At 65.9% G+C, this 17,629-nt stretch carries 10 protein-coding genes and 1 pseudogene; 4 read left to right on the top strand and 7 right to left on the bottom strand.

From position 1 onward, the window contains the following. Window positions 1–58: 58 nt before the first annotated feature. The 4 genes from ACFQE0_RS04660 (at window position 59) to glpT (ending at window position 7,997) form a co-directional block, all read left to right on the top strand. The gene (locus tag ACFQE0_RS04660) at window positions 59–3,928 is read left to right on the top strand and encodes a glycosyltransferase (protein WP_378967533.1); all 3,870 of its coding nucleotides are present in this window, start codon (window positions 59–61) and stop codon (window positions 3,926–3,928) included. A 300-nt stretch (window positions 3,929–4,228) separates the two neighbouring features. Beyond that, window positions 4,229–4,990, top strand: coding sequence for a DeoR/GlpR family DNA-binding transcription regulator (locus ACFQE0_RS04665; protein ID WP_378967536.1), 762 nt, complete (start codon window positions 4,229–4,231; stop codon window positions 4,988–4,990). A gap of 96 nt (window positions 4,991–5,086) precedes the next feature. Beyond that, the gene (glpD, locus tag ACFQE0_RS04670; RefSeq protein WP_378967538.1) at window positions 5,087–6,559 is read left to right on the top strand and encodes a glycerol-3-phosphate dehydrogenase; all 1,473 of its coding nucleotides are present in this window, start codon (window positions 5,087–5,089) and stop codon (window positions 6,557–6,559) included. Between the two features lie 103 nt (window positions 6,560–6,662). Next, the gene (gene glpT, locus ACFQE0_RS04675) at window positions 6,663–7,997 is read left to right on the top strand and encodes a glycerol-3-phosphate transporter (protein WP_378967540.1); all 1,335 of its coding nucleotides are present in this window, start codon (window positions 6,663–6,665) and stop codon (window positions 7,995–7,997) included. A gap of 52 nt (window positions 7,998–8,049) precedes the next feature. Here glpT and ACFQE0_RS04680 read toward each other — a convergent pair whose 3' ends face one another. From ACFQE0_RS04680 to ACFQE0_RS04710, 7 genes and pseudogenes are all read right to left on the bottom strand, one after another. Continuing rightward, window positions 8,050–8,289 (bottom strand): hypothetical protein, encoded by a 240-nt coding sequence (locus ACFQE0_RS04680; protein WP_378967542.1) that lies wholly within the window; start codon window positions 8,287–8,289, stop codon window positions 8,050–8,052. A gap of 124 nt (window positions 8,290–8,413) precedes the next feature. Next, window positions 8,414–11,380: a PAS domain-containing protein gene (locus ACFQE0_RS04685; protein ID WP_378967545.1), complete on the bottom strand. Its 2,967-nt coding sequence runs from the start codon at window positions 11,378–11,380 to the stop codon at window positions 8,414–8,416. 269 nt (window positions 11,381–11,649) lie between these two features. Next, window positions 11,650–12,641: pseudogene (locus ACFQE0_RS04690) on the bottom strand (ABC transporter ATP-binding protein). An 11-nt stretch (window positions 12,642–12,652) separates the two neighbouring features. Next, window positions 12,653–13,492, bottom strand: coding sequence for a nitrate ABC transporter permease (ntrB, locus tag ACFQE0_RS04695; protein ID WP_378967547.1), 840 nt, complete (start codon window positions 13,490–13,492; stop codon window positions 12,653–12,655). Between the two features lie 3 nt (window positions 13,493–13,495). Beyond that, a complete protein-coding gene (locus ACFQE0_RS04700) occupies window positions 13,496–14,857 on the bottom strand; it encodes a CmpA/NrtA family ABC transporter substrate-binding protein (RefSeq protein WP_378967550.1) in 1,362 nt (453 codons plus the stop codon). Window positions 14,858–15,083: 226 nt separating this feature from the next. Next, window positions 15,084–16,418 carry an FAD-dependent oxidoreductase gene (locus ACFQE0_RS04705; protein ID WP_378967552.1) on the bottom strand — a complete coding sequence of 445 codons (1,335 nt, stop codon included), beginning with the start codon at window positions 16,416–16,418 and terminating at the stop codon, window positions 15,084–15,086. After that, the gene (locus ACFQE0_RS04710) at window positions 16,415–17,599 is read right to left on the bottom strand and encodes an acyl-CoA dehydrogenase (protein ID WP_378967554.1); all 1,185 of its coding nucleotides are present in this window, start codon (window positions 17,597–17,599) and stop codon (window positions 16,415–16,417) included. The genes ACFQE0_RS04705 and ACFQE0_RS04710 overlap by 4 nt, the downstream gene beginning before the upstream one ends. Between the last annotated feature and the right edge of the window lie 30 nt (window positions 17,600–17,629).

Consider the following 17,629-nt stretch of genomic DNA (forward strand, 5'->3'; position numbering starts at 1 on the left):
TAAAAGATTTGCATTGCCAAGCAATTCGACATATTGCGCCGTCTTACGCTGAAATTTTTTGGCCGAAGGGCGCGAACTGGTGCGTTTAGTGCGACTCATAAAAGGATTTTACCTTACCGTAATTAGTCTGGTCAGTCCGAATTGTCACCGAGATCATATTGAAAATAGTATATTTTTTGACGAAAATCACTACATTGCGCAACATACAACACCTATCAAGGGTGATCTTATCCGTCATTACCTTGAGATGGGATGGAAGAGGGGATACAATCCGTCCGCGTATTTCGACCAAAACTTCTATTTGTCTGAGTATGCTGATGTCAAAAATTCAAATATTAATCCGCTAAAACACTATCTTACGCATGGATTTGCTGAGGGGCGCAGTCCGAGTCCGCACTTTGATCGCGCACTGTTTTTGACGCATCACCCGGATCTACAGGGCCAGCCTATCGATGCGGCGGCGGAATGCATCAAGCTGTATGGCACCTATCAGTGGCAAATCGCTTCGCAACCACCGATCCGCCCCAGCTCACTGTTCGACGCCGCGTGGTATATCGCCTCGTCGCCGGACCTCACAATCTCGGAGGAAGAGGCTTACGAACACTATAGGCGGATCGGTTGGAAGGAGGGACGAGATCCCAACCCCTTATTCGACACGGATTGGTATCTGTTCAGCAACCCGGATGTAGTCGCATCCGGGATGGAACCCCTCGCGCACTTTGAAAACTATGGATATTTAGAAGGCAGGCGTCCAAACCCGCTGTTCGACACGGCGTGGTACAGGGCCACGTATCGCGATGTCGGCAACCTGCAGATCGATCCGCTGCTGCATTACATCAAGCATGGAGAAGCCGAAGGTCGCGATCCCCACTTGCGATTCAGCACGCGCTGGTACCGGGAGACCTACCCCGAAAGCTTCGAGTTCACGTGGGGCGTTTTCGCGTATTATTACCGCATCGGCCGAACTCGAGGACAGAAACCTCATCCCCTCTATGCCGATATCCTGGTCGTTTCTCCCGGGGAGCTGACAGAGGCCGCTGCGGCAAGAAACGCTTATCCTCTGGCAAAGCCGATGGAGCCATACGAGTCTTGGCTCGAGGTCAATCAGGACACGGCGTCCGACCGTGCGTTCCTCGCGCGAGAGCTTGTCAGGCTTGCCGACACAGCTCCCCTCGTGTCTGTCGTCATGCCGACATACCAGTCGGATCTGAGGTTCTTGGCCGCCGCGATCGAGAGCGTCCGGTCGCAACTCTATACGAACTGGCAGCTCTGCATCTGCGACGATGCCAGCCCGGATCAAAGGGTCGTCGATCTCATTAGCACCTACGCGGCTCTGGATCCGCGGATCGTCTGGACACGCTCGGAGACGAACGAGAACATCAGCGGTGCCTCGAACCGCGCTGCGGCGCTGGCCACCGGTGAGATCATCGCCCTGCTCGACCACGATGATCTGCTTCACCCGCATGCCCTTGCGGAGATCGCGATCTGTTACGCTGACCATCCCGAGGCAGAAGTTGTCTACTCGGATGACGACAAGATCGATCTCGCCACCCGGAGGTTCGCGCCGCAGTTCAAACCCGACTGGAGTCCCACGCTCCTTCTGTCGTTTATGTATATGAGCCATCTGTTCACGTTCAAACGATCCTTGTTCGAGCGCGTCGGCGGGTTCAGGATCGGGTTTGAGGGGTCGCAGGATTTCGACCTCGCCCTCCGCCTCAGCGAGCACGCTCGCGCGATCCGCCACATCCCGCGCGTACTATACCACTGGAGGGCGGCCCCAGGTTCGACCGCGGTGAGCGGCGATGCCAAGCCCGCTGCTTTCGACAGGGGGCGGCGAGCCGTCCAGGAAGCGTTCGACCGCCGCGGGCTCAAGGCAGAGGTTATCCACCCGGACTTCGCCCGAATGGCACGTCTCGGTATCTTCGAACCTTCTTTCCCAGATGATGGCCCGCACGTCACCGTCATCATCCCTAATAAAGACAAGGTCGAACTGCTCCGCGCCTGTGTGGAAAGTCTGAAGTGCACGACCTATCGCAACTTCGATATCTTGATCGTCGACAATGAGAGCACCGATCCTGCCGCCCTGCGCTATATGGCGGAGTGTGGCGCCACAGTGTTGAGCGTAGCGAGCCCCGCCGAAGGTTTCAGCTTCTCCCATATTGTCAACGCCGGTGTCGCGGCGGCGAAGGGAGAATATGTCCTCCTCCTGAACAACGACACCGAAGTCATATCGCCCCGTTGGCTGTCGCAAATGGTCGGCTATGCGCAGATCGACAAGGTCGGTGCCGTGGGCGCCCGCCTTCTCTACGGTGACAGGCGAATCCAGCATGCCGGCATCACCCATGGTCTGCACGAGGGCATGCCCAGTCATAGCTTCAAGTTGCTTCCCGAATACGATCTCGGTCACTTGTGCCTGTCCCGGGCGACGAGGGACGTCGCCGGCGTCACCGCCGCCTGCATGCTGACGCCGAGGGCGTTGTTCTTAGAGATCGGCGGCCTGGACGAAGAGAACTTCCGCGTCGCGTATAACGATGTGGATTACTGCTATCGACTGGTCGATGCCGGCTATAGCTGCATTCAATGCGGCTCTGCTGAACTTTTCCATCACGAGAGCAAGAGCCGCGGCTTCGGGGATAATCCGGCCGAGGAACGGGCGATACGCCTTAAATATTGCGGGCGCGTGGATGCATACTACAATCCCAATCTCACGTTAAGCGACGAACAATTCGGCGTCGCGCGGACCCATGTTGCGCGCTCTTCGGGCAAGCCGGTTCGCGCGCTGTTCGTCAGCCACAACTTCAACTTAGAGGGCGCGCCGAATGTCCTGTTTGAGCTCGCGAGCGGCTTGGCGGCGCAGGGTCGTGCCGATCCCATCGTAATCTCGCCGAGCGATGGCCCCCTCCGGCAGCCCTATGCGGCTGCGGATATTCCCACCACGGTCATCGAGCACCCGATGCTCGGATGGCCGCCGGAGGAGGAGATGACGGCGCGCCTGCGGCAGCTCGGCGAGACCTTTCTCTATGACGGGATCGAGGTGGTGGTGGCCAACACTGCCGAGTGTTTCTGGGCGGTGGAAGCCGCCCGGCTCGCAGGACTGCCTTGTATTTGGATCATTCACGAGAGCGAACCCTGGCGCACGTACTACGCGCATTATCCGCGCCACATCGAAGCGATGGCCTTCAACGGCTTCGAGAGTGCCTACCGAGTCGTCTTCGTCGCCCGCTCGACCCTCGAAGCATGGTCTGCGCTCGACACAAAGGGAGCCTTCACGCTCGTGCGCAACGGGCTGAACACCTCCAGGCTCATCGCAGGCATGGACCGGATCGACCGGGACGAGGCGCGCGCGCGGATGGAGGTCGCATCCGGCTCGGTGGTGTTCACCCTCGTTGGGACGGTTTGCGAACGGAAGGGGCAACTCGATCTCGTGCAGGCCTATGCCCTTCTGCCGGATACCCTGGCGGCCCGCGCCGAGATTTGCATCGTGGGCGACCGCCCGAGCGCCTATAGCGAGTCAATTTGCGAGACGATCAAAACACTTCCGGAAGATCGGGCAAGGCGAGTGCATATCGTCCCAGAGAGCGACGATGTGCCAACCTTCCTGAAGGGCAGCGACGTCTTCGTTTGCTCTAGCCGCGTGGAGAGCTATCCGCGCGTTACGCTGGAGGCGATGGCCGCCGGGCTGCCACTCATCTCGACGCCGGTCTGGGGCATCCGGGAGCAGGTTCGCGAGAACGTCAATGCTGTCTTGTACGAGCCGGGGGATGTGGCCAAGCTCGCTGCTCACATGGCCCACCTGATCGAGGACGACGAGCTGCGCTCCCGCTTTGCCGAGCGGTCTTCGGTCGTGTTCGAGAGCCTGCCGGGATACGACTTCATGCTCGACCAGTACGGGCGCTTGATAGAGCAAGCCGTGGGGACGCGTTCTTGATGGCCGCTTGGGCGACATGCTGAATTATCTGCGGCATCGTCGGCTTTCTCGATCCGCAGCCTACGACAGCAATGCCCTGCGCCGCCTGATCAGCGATATGGGATCAAGGCGGTCATCCCGTGCAATTCAACCCGGCGGCGCACGATCCCCGACGACGTGCCACCGAGTTCCCCGGCTTCCTCCCTATCGCCGCTGCCATGATCCGGATGGGTTGACTATCAAATCAGCCTAGACGCGGTTTCGTTTTCCCTAAAACGCGCCTAAACCGCTTTCGATTGAACGAGCCCGAGGTTCGAAACCATGCTGTCGGAGCGCCAGACCGCGATCATGGACATCGCGCGCAGCGATGGGCGGGTGCTGGTCGATGCCCTGTCCAGCCGCTTCGCGGTCAGCGTGCAGACCATCCGCAAGGATCTCAACGACCTCTGCGATGCGCGGCTCCTCTCGCGGATCCATGGTGGGGCGGTTCTGGGGGCTGGGGCCGAGAACCTGAATTACGAGGCGCGCAACGCCATGGCGGCGCCCGAGAAGGCCGCCATCGCCAGAGCCGCCGCCGATCTGATCCCGGACCGGTCCTCGTTGTTTATCAACATCGGCACGACGACCGAGGCCGTCGCTCGCGCGTTGCTCGGCCATTCCGGCCTGATGGTCATCACCAACAACCTCAATGTCGCCCATGCGCTGCGGGCAAGCCCGGAGATCGAGTGCATCGTCGCAGGCGGGCTGATCCGGCGCTCGGACGGCGGGATCGTCGGCGAGGCGGCCGTCGACTTCATCCGCCAATTCAAGGTCGATTTCGCGGTGATCGGTGCCTCGGCCATCGATGAGGACGGGGCGCTGCTCGATTTCGACTATCGCGAGGTGCGGGTGGCACAGGCGATCATCGCCAATGCGCGGCATGTCGTGCTCGTCGCCGATTCCAGCAAGTTCGAGCGCAGCGCTCCGGTGCGCCTTGCCCAGCTTCCACAGATCGGCACCTTCGTCACCGACCGCTGCCCCAGTGAGGCCCTGCGCGACCTGTGTCGCGCCTCCGGTGTCCGCCTGGTCGAAACGGCGACCTGACGCACCGCTTTCGGTTGACTTTCGTTTAGTTTCGTATTTAATGCCTCTACTTTCGCAGCCGCGCGTTCAGCGCCGTGGCACGGGAGGGGGAGGATCATGCGAACGTTCGACGTCGCCATCATCGGCGGTGGCATCAACGGCTGCGGCATCGCGCGCGATGCGGCCGGGCGCGGATACTCGGTCTCGCTGACCGAGCAGAACGACCTCGGCAGCGGCACCTCGTCCTGGTCCACCAAGCTCATCCACGGCGGCCTTCGCTATCTCGAGCATTACGAGTTCCGCCTCGTGCGGGAGGCTCTGGCCGAGCGAGAGGTGCTCTGGGGCATCGCGCCCCATATCGTGCGCCCGCTCCGCTTCATTCTGCCGCTGCATTCGGGCCTTCGCCCGGCCTGGCTGCTGCGCGTAGGCCTCTTCCTCTACGATCATCTCGGCGGCCGGAAGCGCCTGCCCGCTACGCGGCCGGTGGACCTCGGCGGCCCGCTCGGCGCGCCCTTGAAGGACACGTTCCGGCGCGGCTTCGAGTATTCGGACGCGCGCGTCGACGATACGCGCCTCGTCGTCCTCAACGCCCGCGATGCGCAGACGCGCGGCGCCGATATCGCGGTCGGCACCCGCGTCGTCTCCGCCCGGCGCGAGGAAGGCCTTTGGCGCATCGTCCGGCGCGATCTCCGCACCGGGCAGGAGGAGGAGATCGCCGCGCGCTTCCTCGTGAACGCGGCTGGCCCGTGGGTCGACCGGGTGATCCAGGGGCCGCTCGGACGCAGCGAAGCCAAGCATGTGCGCCTCGTCCAGGGCTCGCACATCGTGGTGCGCAGGCTCTACGAGCACGACCGCGCCTACATCTTCCAGAACGCGGACGGGCGGATCATCTTCGCCATTCCCTACGCGAACGACACCACCCTCGTCGGCACCACGGATCGCGACTATTCCGGCGACCCCGCCGAGGTGGCGATCACCGAGGAGGAGACGCAGTATCTCCTGAACGCCGCCAGCGAATACTTCGCGAAGCCGCTACGCCGCGAAGACATCGTCTGGACCTTTTCCGGCGTGCGCCCGCTCTTCGATGACAATGCCTCCGCCGCGCAGGAGGCCACGCGCGATTACGTGCTGAAGACCGACGGCGCCTCGGGCCAAGCCCCGGTGCTGAACATCTTCGGCGGCAAGATCACCACCTACCGCAAGCTCGCGGAGGACGCGCTCAAGGAGATCGGCCAGCATCTCGGGTCTCGGGGACGTCCGTGGACCGGAAGCGCGGCGCTGCCGGGTGGCGACTTCCCGGTGGACGGCGTGGCCGAGATCGAGGCCCGTCTCACGCGGATGGCGCCGCACCTGTCCGCCGCCACGGTCGCGCGCATGGTGGCCGCCTACGGCACCGACGCACCGCGCATCGCCGAGAATCTCGGGCACGATCTCGGCCACGGCCTCCACGAGGGCGAGTTGCGCTGGATGATCGAACACGAATGGGCACGCACCGCCGAGGATGTCCTCTGGCGCCGGTCCAAGCTCGGCCTCGCCTTCTCGCCGGACGAAGCCGCGGCACTCGGCGCGACGATGGCCGCCACCGTCTGAGGCCGAAAGCCTCTACCCCGAGGCGACGCGGATCGTCGCCACCCCGTCCCCTCGGGACGATACGGGCCTGGGCTCCCCATGGCCTCCCCTACGAAGGCGCGCCATGATCGGCTTCCTCGCACCCGCGGCCCACAAACCGCCCATACCGTCCGACCGCGTCGACGCGACTTATCAGCGGCTGCGCTGGCAGATCTTTGCGGGCATCTTCCTGGGCTATGCGGGCTATTACCTGCTGCGCAAGAACTTCTCCCTGGCGATGCCCTACCTCGTCGAGCAGGGCTACAGCCGGGGCGAACTCGGAACCGCGCTCTCCGCCGTCGCCATCGCCTACGGCCTGTCCAAGTTCCTGATGGGCATGGTCTCGGATCGCTCCAACCCACGCTACTTCCTGCCGCTCGGCCTCGTACTCTCGGCGCTGGTGATGTTCCTGTTCGGCTTCGCGCCCTGGGCGACGTCGAGCGTCGGCATCATGTTCGTGCTGCTGTTCCTGAACGGCTGGTTCCAGGGCATGGGTTGGCCGCCGAGCGGGCGTACCATGGTGCATTGGTGGTCGCAAAAGGAGCGCGGCGGCGTCGTCTCGGTCTGGAACGTGGCACACAATGTCGGTGGCGGCCTCATCGGCCCGCTCTTCCTGCTCGGCCTCGCGTGGTTCCATGACTGGCACTCGGCCTTCTACGTCCCGGCGGCGGTGGCGCTCGGCGTCGCGGTCTTCGCCTTCCTGGCCATGAGGGACACACCACAATCCTGCGGGCTACCTTCGGTCGAGACGTGGAAGCAGGATTTCCCGGAAGGCTACGACGCCAACCACGAGCGTGAATTCTCGACGCGCGAGATCTTCGTCGAGCACGTGCTGAAAAACCGCCTGCTTTGGTACATCGCCTTCGCCAACGTGTTCGTCTACCTGCTGCGCTACGGCGTGCTGGATTGGGCGCCGACCTACCTCAAGGAAGCCAAGCACTTCTCGGTCGACAAGACCTCCTGGGCTTATTTCCTCTACGAATGGGCGGGCATTCCCGGCACGCTTCTCTGCGGCTGGCTCTCGGACAAGCTGTTCCGCGGCAACCGCGGCGCCACGGGCGTGGTGTTCATGGTCGGCGTGCTGATCGCGACGCTGGTCTACTGGCTCAACCCGGAAGGCAATCCCGGCATCGACCTCGCGGCGCTGATCAGCATCGGCTTCTTGATCTACGGACCTGTGATGTTGATCGGCCTGCAGGCCCTGGAACTGGTGCCCAAGAAGGCGGCCGGGACGGCAGCGGGCTTCACCGGCCTGTTCGGCTATCTCGGCGGCTCGGTCGCGGCGAGCGCGCTCGTCGGCTACACGACCGACCATTATGGCTGGAACGGCAGCTTCATCCTGCTGATCGGCGCCTGCGTCCTCGCGATCGTCTTCCTCGCGCTCACACTGGGCCACAAGAGCGCCCCGCGCCGGGCGTGATCGAGACGGCGTCCACGACAGGGGTCGTGGACGCCGCCCCACGCGTGCACGGCTATTCGAAACAGCCGTGGTCGCGCGCGCCGACGTGCAATCGATAGACGTGAAAGATCGATTCTTTCTGCTTGAACCAGCGTTCTCCCGTCACCGGATCGAAGCCGTTGACGCGGCCCGACTTGGCGATCGACCGGACCAACCGGTTCGCGAGAGCAACGCTGTCTATATCGTGAGCAATCAATTCCGGCGGACGCCGGACATCACCATTGCTTTCCCTGATGAAGATCGAATGAGGCATGTCTATCACCGACAGACGACGAGATCTGCATCAACTTACAACTTGTAAGCGAGTTCGCGGCCTCGGCTGGGGTGGTTAACGAGTGGTGGACACGGGAAGACCGGGATCTTTGCCATCCCGTGTGTCACGCTGCCGGGGCCGCCACCTTGGTCCAGACTCCGAGAACCTGATGCAGGATGCGCCCGAGTTGCTCGGCGGAATACGGCTTGTGCAGCAACTCGAACCCGTGGTCGCTCTCGCGGGCGAGCACGTGGCTGTAGCCCGAGGTCAGGACCACCGGCAGGTGCGGGCAGCGTTGCTGTAGCTCGCGGGCCAGGGCGACCCCGCCCATGCCCGGCATGACCACATCCGAGAAGACGAGGTCGAACCCGCTCCCGTCCCGGCCGAGCCGTTCCAGGGCCTCCTCGGCGTTGTTCGCCAAGGTGGTCCGGTAACCGAGGTCTTCGAGGATCTGCGTGGCGAACTGTCCGACGCCGACATTGTCCTCCACGATCAGGATGCTCTGCCCCGCCCCCAACGGCGCCAGCCCCACATCCTGCACCCGCTCGGTGCAGGGCCCGTCGAGGGCCGCCACTTCCGGCAGGTAGAGCGTGAAGGTGGTACCTTCGCCCACGACGCTGCGCACATCCACGTCGCCGCCCGATTGCTTGGCGAAACCGAACACTTGGCTCAGGCCGAGGCCCGTCCCCTTGCCGACCTCCTTGGTGGTGAAGAACGGCTCGAAGATCCGCCCCATCCGGTCATGCGGAATGCCCATGCCGGTATCGGTCAGGGACACCGCGACGAAGGGCGCCGTGGACCCGGCATGGCCGCGAACGGCGGGCAACGTGGCGCCGCAGGTCACGCGCAGGATCAGGGTGCCCTCCCCGTCCATGGCATCGCGGGCATTGACCGCCATGTTGACCAGGGCGGTCTCGAACTGGCTCACATCCGCGCGGACGTGGCAGTTCGTGTTCGGCACCTCGATCAGCACCTGCACCCGCCCGCCGGTCAGCGTATCGAGCATGTCGGCAATCTCGGTCACCCGCTGTCCGGCGCTGAACACTTCGGGCTTGAGCGCCTGACGCCGAGCGAAGGCGAGGAGCTGCCCGGTCAGCTTGGCCGCCCGGTCCACCGTGTCGGAGACCGCGTCGAGATAGCGGCGCTTGCGGGCCTCCGGCAGATCGGGCCGACGCAGGAAATCCACCGAGGAGCGGATGATGGTCAGAAGGTTGTTGAAGTCGTGCGCCACGCCGCCTGTGAGCTGGCCGACCGCTTCGAGCTTCTGGGATTGGCGGAGCGCATCCTGCGCGTGGGCCAATTCGGCCTGCCCGCGCAACCGCTCGCTGACGTCCATGACGAACTGATAGCAGCCCATCCGCTGTCCCTGCGCATCGCGCAGGGTACGGAAGCTGATCTCGTAGGCGGGACGGGCGCGGTCCGCGTCGCCGAATTCCTGGACGAAGGTGATCTCTTCGCCCGCGAGCCCCCGGCCCCAGCCATCCCTGACCTGGGCCTGATGCTCTGGCTGATCAGCCAGAAGGTCGAGCATGTTGTCGCCGACCTTCGGCCGCACGCCGTAGATGCGCGCGAACTCGTCCGCATTCGCCTTGTTGATGGCGAGGATGTTGTAGCCGAGGTCGGCCGCCATCACCATGATGTCGGTGCGCTCGACGATCGTCGCGAGCAGGTTGAGCTTGGCCGTACGCTCCGAGACCTGGAGTTCCAGGGTCTCGTTAAGGAGTTGAAGGCGGCGCTCGCTTTCAGCCAGCCGCTGCTCGGCTTCGCGGCGCTGGCTGAGATCCGCCGTGACGGCCAGAAGGCTCTTGAACCGGCCCTGCGCGTCGTCGAGGCGCCTGACGCTGCTATTCGCCCAGATCGAGGTGCCGTCCGGACGGAGGTAGATCTTGTCGAGGGCGGTGCCGTGTCCGGTCTCGATCGCCTGCATGATGATCGCCCGGCTCTGGGCCATGAAGGCCGGGTCGGTGACATCGGCGACGTTGACCCGCAGCATCTCCTCCGGCGTGCGGCCGAGGATGCGGCACATCTCCGTGTTGACGCGAAGGAAGCGTCCCTCGGGATCGACCTCTGACAGGCCCACGGGCGCACAGGCGAAGATCGCCGACAGGCGGGCTTCGCTGTCGCGCAGGGCGACCTCGGCGCGGGCCCGCTCGATCGCTCCCTTGACGCGTTCGCCCACCTCCCGGATCAGGTTGCCTTCGGCCGATGTCCAGGCGCGGGGAACCGCGCTCTGCACCGCCAGCAGGCCGACCCATTCCGCGCCGCGGAATAGCACGACATCCACGAAGGCGCCGACCTCCCGCGAGCACAGGCCCGCGCGCGCCTCAGGGTTGAACCGCGGATCGGACGGAACGTCCTCGACTGCGACGACCGTGCCGTCACGATAGGCAGCCAGAAGGTCCGGGCCGAAGGCCGCCAGCGAATGCTTACCGATGATCGTGCCGACGCCGTCGATATATTCGCGCTCGACCGTCATCAGGCTGCCGGCGATCTCAGCATAGAAGACGCGGCTCGCGCCGACCCGCTCGCCGAGACGGCGCGACGCGACCTCGACGATCTCGGTGGACGAGGTCAGCGCCCGGAGCGTGTCGCTGAGCTCGAGCAGGAAGGATTGCCGCTCCTCGTTCTCGCGAAACGACAGGTCCGCAGCCGGCCGCAGGATGCAGGTGCCGTAAAGACCCTCGGCCTGCCCGGCCGGGTCGCGGATCGGCTGAAGGGACAGCGAGAACCGGCCCGCGCCCGTGTCGTCATCCGTCAAGACGGCGCGGCCGGACAGGGCCTCGTCCAGCGACGGACCGAGATCGGGCCTGATCTCGCGGCAGGGGCGGCCGAGGGCGGCCGGATGCGCTGCGCCGAGGAGTCCTGCATAAGCGTCGTTGTAGAGGAGCCTTTGATCGGGCCCCCAGACGAGAAAGGTCGGCTGGGGCGAGCCGAGCATGAGGCCGACGAGCGTCGTCAGGGATGGCGCCCAGGCCGCCGGATCGCCGAAGGACGAGGCCGCCCAATCGTGCTCGCGCATGAGCGAGCCCATCTCGCCCCCGTCAGTCAGGCAGACCGGGATGCACATCGTCGCGTTCGCTCTCCTGTGCATCGCGTGGCCACGCTGATTCTAGGGGCCTTGCCCACAGGATCGATGGCACAGGCCGTCACGCTCTCGCGTGAGCCGCGTCTTGGTTGCCACGATCCGAATGAAGAAAGGACCGCTCAGCGCAGCCTCAAGGCCAGTTCACCTGTCATTGCACCCAGCCTGCGAGAGCGTGCTCACGAAGGGCCAAGCTTGTCAAAGCGCGGTGAGAACCGAGCCTCGCGCACGAGCTTGGCCTGAAAAGCCGCCTTTTTTGCGTTGCCCGCCGCGCGTCGTCAGGCCCGCCGGGCCGGGGGCTCGGTGGGATCGGAGGCAATGGCGGCGGCGTCCGCCTCGCTCAGCGAGGGGCGCACCACCGGCGGACGGCGGGGATCGTAGTCCGGCGGCATCGCGTCCCGCAGGGTCCGGGAGCGGGTCACGAGGAAGTCGATCAGGTGGTTGCGCAGGGCGTAGTAGCCCGGCGCATGGTGGAGTTGCGTCCGGTCGCGGTCCTTGGGCAACGGATTCTCGACGATTTCGGCGACCTTCGCCTCCGGCCCGTTCGTCATCAGCACGATGCGGTCGGCGAGATAGATCGCCTCATCGACGTCGTGGGTGATCATGAACACGGTCTGCCCGGTCTCGACGCAGATCCGGCGCACCTCGTCCTGAAGCGTGCCGCGCGTCAGCGCGTCGAGAGCCGAGAAGGGCTCGTCCATCAGCAGGATCTTCGGCTCGATGGCAAGCGCGCGGGCGATGCCGACGCGCTGCTTCATGCCGCCCGACAATTCGGACGGGCGCTTGTGCTCTGACCCGGCGAGGCCGACCGTCGCGATGGCCTTGCGCGCCCGCGCCTCGATCTCCGCCCGTTTCGCCTTCCGCCAGCGGGAGGAGACCGCATAGGCGACGTTGCCGAGCACGCTGCGCCAGGGCAGCAGGGCATGCCCCTGAAAGATGACGGCGCGGTCCAGGCTCGTGCCGGTGATGGCCTGACCATCCACGATGACGGTACCCTCGGAGGGCGCGTCGAGCCCGGAGAGGATGTTCAGCACCGTGGTCTTGCCGCAGCCGGAATGGCCGATCATGCACACGAACTCGCCGCGCCGCATCGGCAGCCACAGATCCTCGAAGATCGTCGTGCTTTTGCCCCCTTCTTGCCCCCTTGCGCCGGGTAGCGCCGGGCGATCCCCTCGATGGAGATGAACTTCTCGGAGGACGACATGCGGCGGGTCCCGGTATCGGGGGCGGTGCGGCCGGCACGCCGCACGAAGGGAAGGAGCGTGCTCATGGCGCGGCGCCTCATTCGGGGAAGGTGACGAGAGCCTGCGCCCGCGCCAGGAGCTGGTCGAGGACCATGCCGACGAGACCGATCACTAGGATCGAGGTGATCACATTGGTGATCGAGAGGTTGTTCCACTCGTTCCAGACGAAGTAGCCGATGCCTGTGCCCCCCACGAGCATCTCGGCGGCGACGATCACGAGCCACGCGATGCCGATGGAGATGCGCATGCCGGTGAGGATCGTCGGCGCGGCGGCGGGCAGGATCACCGTGAAGGCGCGCCGGAGCGGGCTCACCTCAAGGGTGCGGGCGACGTTGAGCCATTCCTTCCGCGTCCCCGCGACGCCGAAGACCGTGTTGATCAACATCGGCCAGACCGAGCAGATGAAGATCACGAAGATCGCCGACAGGCTCGAATCCTTGATCGTGTAGAGGGCGAGCGGCATCCAGGCCAAGGGCGAGACCGGCTTCAGGATCTGGATGAACGGATCGAGCGCCCGGCTCATCAGCGGCGACATGCCGATGAGGAAGCCGACCGGGATCGCCACCAGCACCGCGAGGCCGTAGCCCAGCGCCACGCGGCCGATGGAATAGGCGAGCTGGATGCCGAGGCCCTTGTCGTTGGGACCCCGGTCGTAGAACGGGTCCCTCAGGTGCTTCCAGATGGTCGCCCCGACATCGAGGGGGCCGGGCATGGCCGACTTGCCCGTGGTGGCGGTCTGCCCCATCAGCGCGGCATATTCGGGGTCCATGGCCTGGGTGCTGGCGGTGCCGCTGACCGACACCTGCCAGAGGAGAAGGACCAGCGCGAGCAGCGCCAGCGAGAGGATGCCGGCGCGCAGCCGCAAGGAGCGGATCATGGCTCAGCTCGCGCGCTTGATCTTGAAGGAATCGAGGTATTCGGCGGGCTTGGCCGGATCGAAGGTCTTGCCCATCACCACGAAGGTCTTGGTGGTGGCCTCCGGCGGGGTCAGCCCCTCCTGGCGCATCAGCTTGGCGGCGTCGGTGGCGCGGTAGACCTGCTTGGCCACGGCGGCGTAATCGACGTCGCCCTTGATCTGACCCCACCTTTTCATCTGGGTCAGCGTCCAGATCGCGAAGCTCTCGTAGGGGAAGGGATCGAAGGCGACCCGCTTCGGGTCCTTCTTCACCCCGCCGAGCCCATCCGCATAAGTGCCGGTGAGCACCTGCTCCACGACGGTGAGCGGCTGGTTCAGGTAGTTGGCGGGCGCGATGGCGGCGGCGATCTCCTTCCGGTTCTCCGGCGCCGAGGCATAGGCGGTCGCCTGCAGGATCGCCCGCAGGAGCGCGGCGGTGGCGTTCGGCATCGTGCGGATCGTGTCCTGCGCCACCGAGAAGGAGCAGCAGGGATGCCCGTCCCAGATCTCCTTCGACAGCACGTGGATGAAGCCGACGCCGTCATAGACCGCGCGCTGGACGATGTTGTCGGGGGCGAGGAACCCGTCGATGTTGTCGGCACGGAGGTTGGCGACCATTTCGGGCGGCGGCACCGAGCGGAGCTGCACGTCTGTGTCCGGGTCGATGCCGTGCTCGGCGAGGTAATAGCGCAGCAGGTAATTGTGGTTCGAGTAATCGAACGGGATCGCGAGCTTGAAGCCCTTCCAGTTCTTCGGGTCGCGGTTGTCCTTGTGCTTGGTGGCGAGGCAGATCGCCTGCCCGTTGACGTTTTCGATCGCGGGCACCGCGAAGGGCACCGGGTTCGAGCCGAGCCCCATGGTGATGGCGAGCGGCATCGGCGCCAGCATGTGGGCGGCGTCGTATTCCTTGTTCAGGGTCTTGTCGCGCACCACCGCCCAGCCGGCGGTCTTCACCACTTCGACGTTCAGCCCCTGCTTCTCGTAAAAGCCCATGGGCTTGGCCATGATGATCGGCGTGGCGCAGGTGATCGGGATGAAGCCGACCTTCAGATCGGTCTTCTCCGGCTTGCCCGCCTCCGCGAAGGCCTCGGCCACGAACCTCGTCGGGAGGATCTGGCTGATTGCCGCCGTCGCGGTCGCGAGCCCGACGCTCCGCAGGAAGGCGCGGCGCTCGGCCTGATGCGGGAACAGGGCCCGCATCATCGTCGCCTCGACGGCGCGCTCAATCGCGGCATCCCCACCCGGCACCGCCGCCTCGTGCGCGGCCTGCGTCGCGTGCGCTCCGCAGGAACAGCCGCCTCGGGCGAGGCGGCGCTTGGCGGCGAAGGGGTTGTCGAACGGGGCCATCGCGATCTCCGGCAGAGCAGGTCAGAAACGCTCAGCAACAGTCGCGCCAATCGCGACCCTCGCTGGATTTGTTCGTCACATCAGCGGCTTGCCGCGGAAGAATGCGGACGGATCGGCGCGGGGCCCTTCGACAATGTCGATCTTTTGTCGACATTGTCGGCAGGCCGAGCCCAGCGATCGAGCAGGGCCGCACCGGAGCGTGGGCGGGAGGTCATCGCGACTGCCCTCAGGCCGCGAGCCAGGCGACGACATCGCCGTCCCGCCGCTGCTCCATCGCGAGCCTTTGCGCGGTCTCTTCCACGACGTGCCACGGCGCTCCCGCGACCGGCCTACCGTGGACGGCGATGGGGGCCACGCGGCTCTTCAGGCGGATCACGGGCGCGGCATGAGCGTAGCCAGGATGCGGCTTTCCGAGGATTGCGTGGGCGATGGTCTCGGCTTGGCGGGCGATGGGCTCGATGAAGCGACAGGGCCGCCCTTCGAGGCTGATGCAATCGCCCAGGGCGAAGATGTCCGGCGCGCTGGTGCGCAGGGTCGTGGGATCGACCACGATGCCGTTCTCGAAGGCGAGACCCGCTCCACGCACGAGACGCGAGGGCGTCGCGAGGCCGGTCGCGGCGATCACCGTCTCTGCCGTCAGCCTCGTGCCGTCCGCCATGGAGAGGGCGATCTCGCCGTCTGGCTGCCGGGCGAGGCCGCTGACGAGGCTGGCACCCCGATAACGGATGCCGATCCCCTTGAGGCCCGCCAGCAGGCGCCGCCCGGCCGGTTCCGGCAGGAGTTCGGGCAGCGGCAAGGCCTCCGCCCCGAGGAGCGTGACCGCATAACCCGCGCGGGCCAGATCCTCGGCCAGTTCGCATCCCACGAGCCCGGCCCCGATCACCGCGACCGAACGGAGACCGCGCGCGAGTTCGCCATGGAGAGCGCTCCACGCGGCGAGGTCGTTCACCCGCCAACACAGAGCCGGATCGAGGCAGGCGGGCAGCGCCGGCCGTGCCCCGTGGGCGAGGACGAGGTGGGTGTAGGACAGGGTGCCCCGCGTCGTGCGCAGGGAATGCCGGTCCGGCGAAAGCCCAACGGCCACGGTTTCGGCCATCAGGCGCAGGCCGAGGCGCGCCGCCGCGTCCCGCCCCGTCTCGCGCCGGAGCGCCTCGGGTGTCAGGCCGCGACCCAGCGCGATGGACAATTCGGGCTTGTGGTACAGGCCCCCGTCGCAAGCCGTGACCAGCGTGATCGGAACCTGCGCATCCTCGGCGCGGATTGCCTCCGCGACGCTCCATCCGCCGAGCCCGCCGCCGACGATCACCACGCCCGGCCGACGCTGCGGCGCCGGGGAGATCGCGGCCGGGGCGACCGCAGCCCGCCGCCGGTAGGGCTCGAAATCGGATTTCGTGACGCCGCAGATCGGGCAGGCCCAATCCTCGGGGATATCCGCGAAGCGGGTGCCGGGGGGTAGTCCGCTATCGGGGTCGCCCTCGCCCTCGTCGTAGATCAGGCCGCAGGCCCGGCAGAGGAATTGTTGCCAGGGGCCGAGGCCGTCGGTCGGTTCCGGCGCGCTCATGCCCGTCCTCCCCCGGTCGCGGCGGGCAGCGTCTCGCGCGACAGCCGCGCCATCTCCCAGCGCAGATGCTTGATCGCGGGGGTGACGATGGCGACGAAATGCGCCTCGCGGATCCGGCGCTGGGGTGCCGCCGACATCAGGTAGCCCCGAGCCCCTTGGTGCAGCAGCGCCGATTGCGAGGCGCGCAGCGACAGTTCGGCGACCTGAGCCCGGGCATCGAGGACATCGATCAGGTAATCGGTCGCGGTCTCGTAGGGCGTCCGCGCAAGCCGCATCACGCGCTCGCGCAGTTCGGCGAGTTCGGCCGCGATCGAGTCCGGCCGGTCATCGAGGAACTGGTTGACGTGGCCCAGGGGCTCCTCGACCGCCCGCATGGACTCGAGGCTGCCCTCGCTCACGCCGAGGCCCATGCCGCACTGAAGCAGGATGAACGCGGCGCGGATTCGCCCGATGAAGGGCCGCGCCGGATCGGCGATGAGGTCGTCCTGACCGACGAAGAGGTCGTCCACCCGCACCCCCCAGGTGCTGGTGCCCTCCATGCCGGAGAAATGCGGACAGGGCCGCAATTCCACGCGGTCGCACGCCAGGAGGAACATGATCTCGTGGCTGATCGTGTCGCCGGGGCCGGTGACCCCCGCGATGGCGCCGCAATATTGGCCGGGCCCGATATGGCTGACCCAGGGCAGCATGCCGCTGACCCGGTAGCCGCCGGGGACGCGCCGGGCGCGCAGCAGGATCGGCTCGATCCCGGCGAAGGCCTTCATAGGGTTGGAGAGCGCCGTTCCGCCGAACGTCCGGCCCGCCACATGGGCGTCGAGCACGCCCCCCGTCAGAGCCGGGTTGCCCGATTGCTCGAGGTAGAGGCCGCAGACATCGTGGCACCACATCAGGAAGCCCGTGGCGCCGCAGGCCCGGCTCGCGGCCTGCATGGCGGCGAGCGACAGGCCGAAGCGCGCCCCGTGCCGGTCGAGATGGACGCCGAGCGCTCCGGCCGCGCCGAGCTGACCGAGGATATCGAGCGGGTAGGCCCCGCGGTCGATCTCGACCGCCGCCGCACTCAGCGGACCGTCGGCGATGGCCTTCGTTCCGGCGAGGACGGCCGCATCGGACCATTCGGGATGGGCCGGAGCGGCGTCCGGCACGTCATGATCCACCGCGCGGACAGCGAGGGCGCTCGACATCGTGCAGTCTCCTCAAGAAGCGGGGAAGCG

The sequence above is a fragment of the Methylobacterium komagatae genome, assembly GCF_042661665.1.
GTDB lineage: Bacteria > Pseudomonadota > Alphaproteobacteria > Rhizobiales > Beijerinckiaceae > Methylobacterium > Methylobacterium komagatae.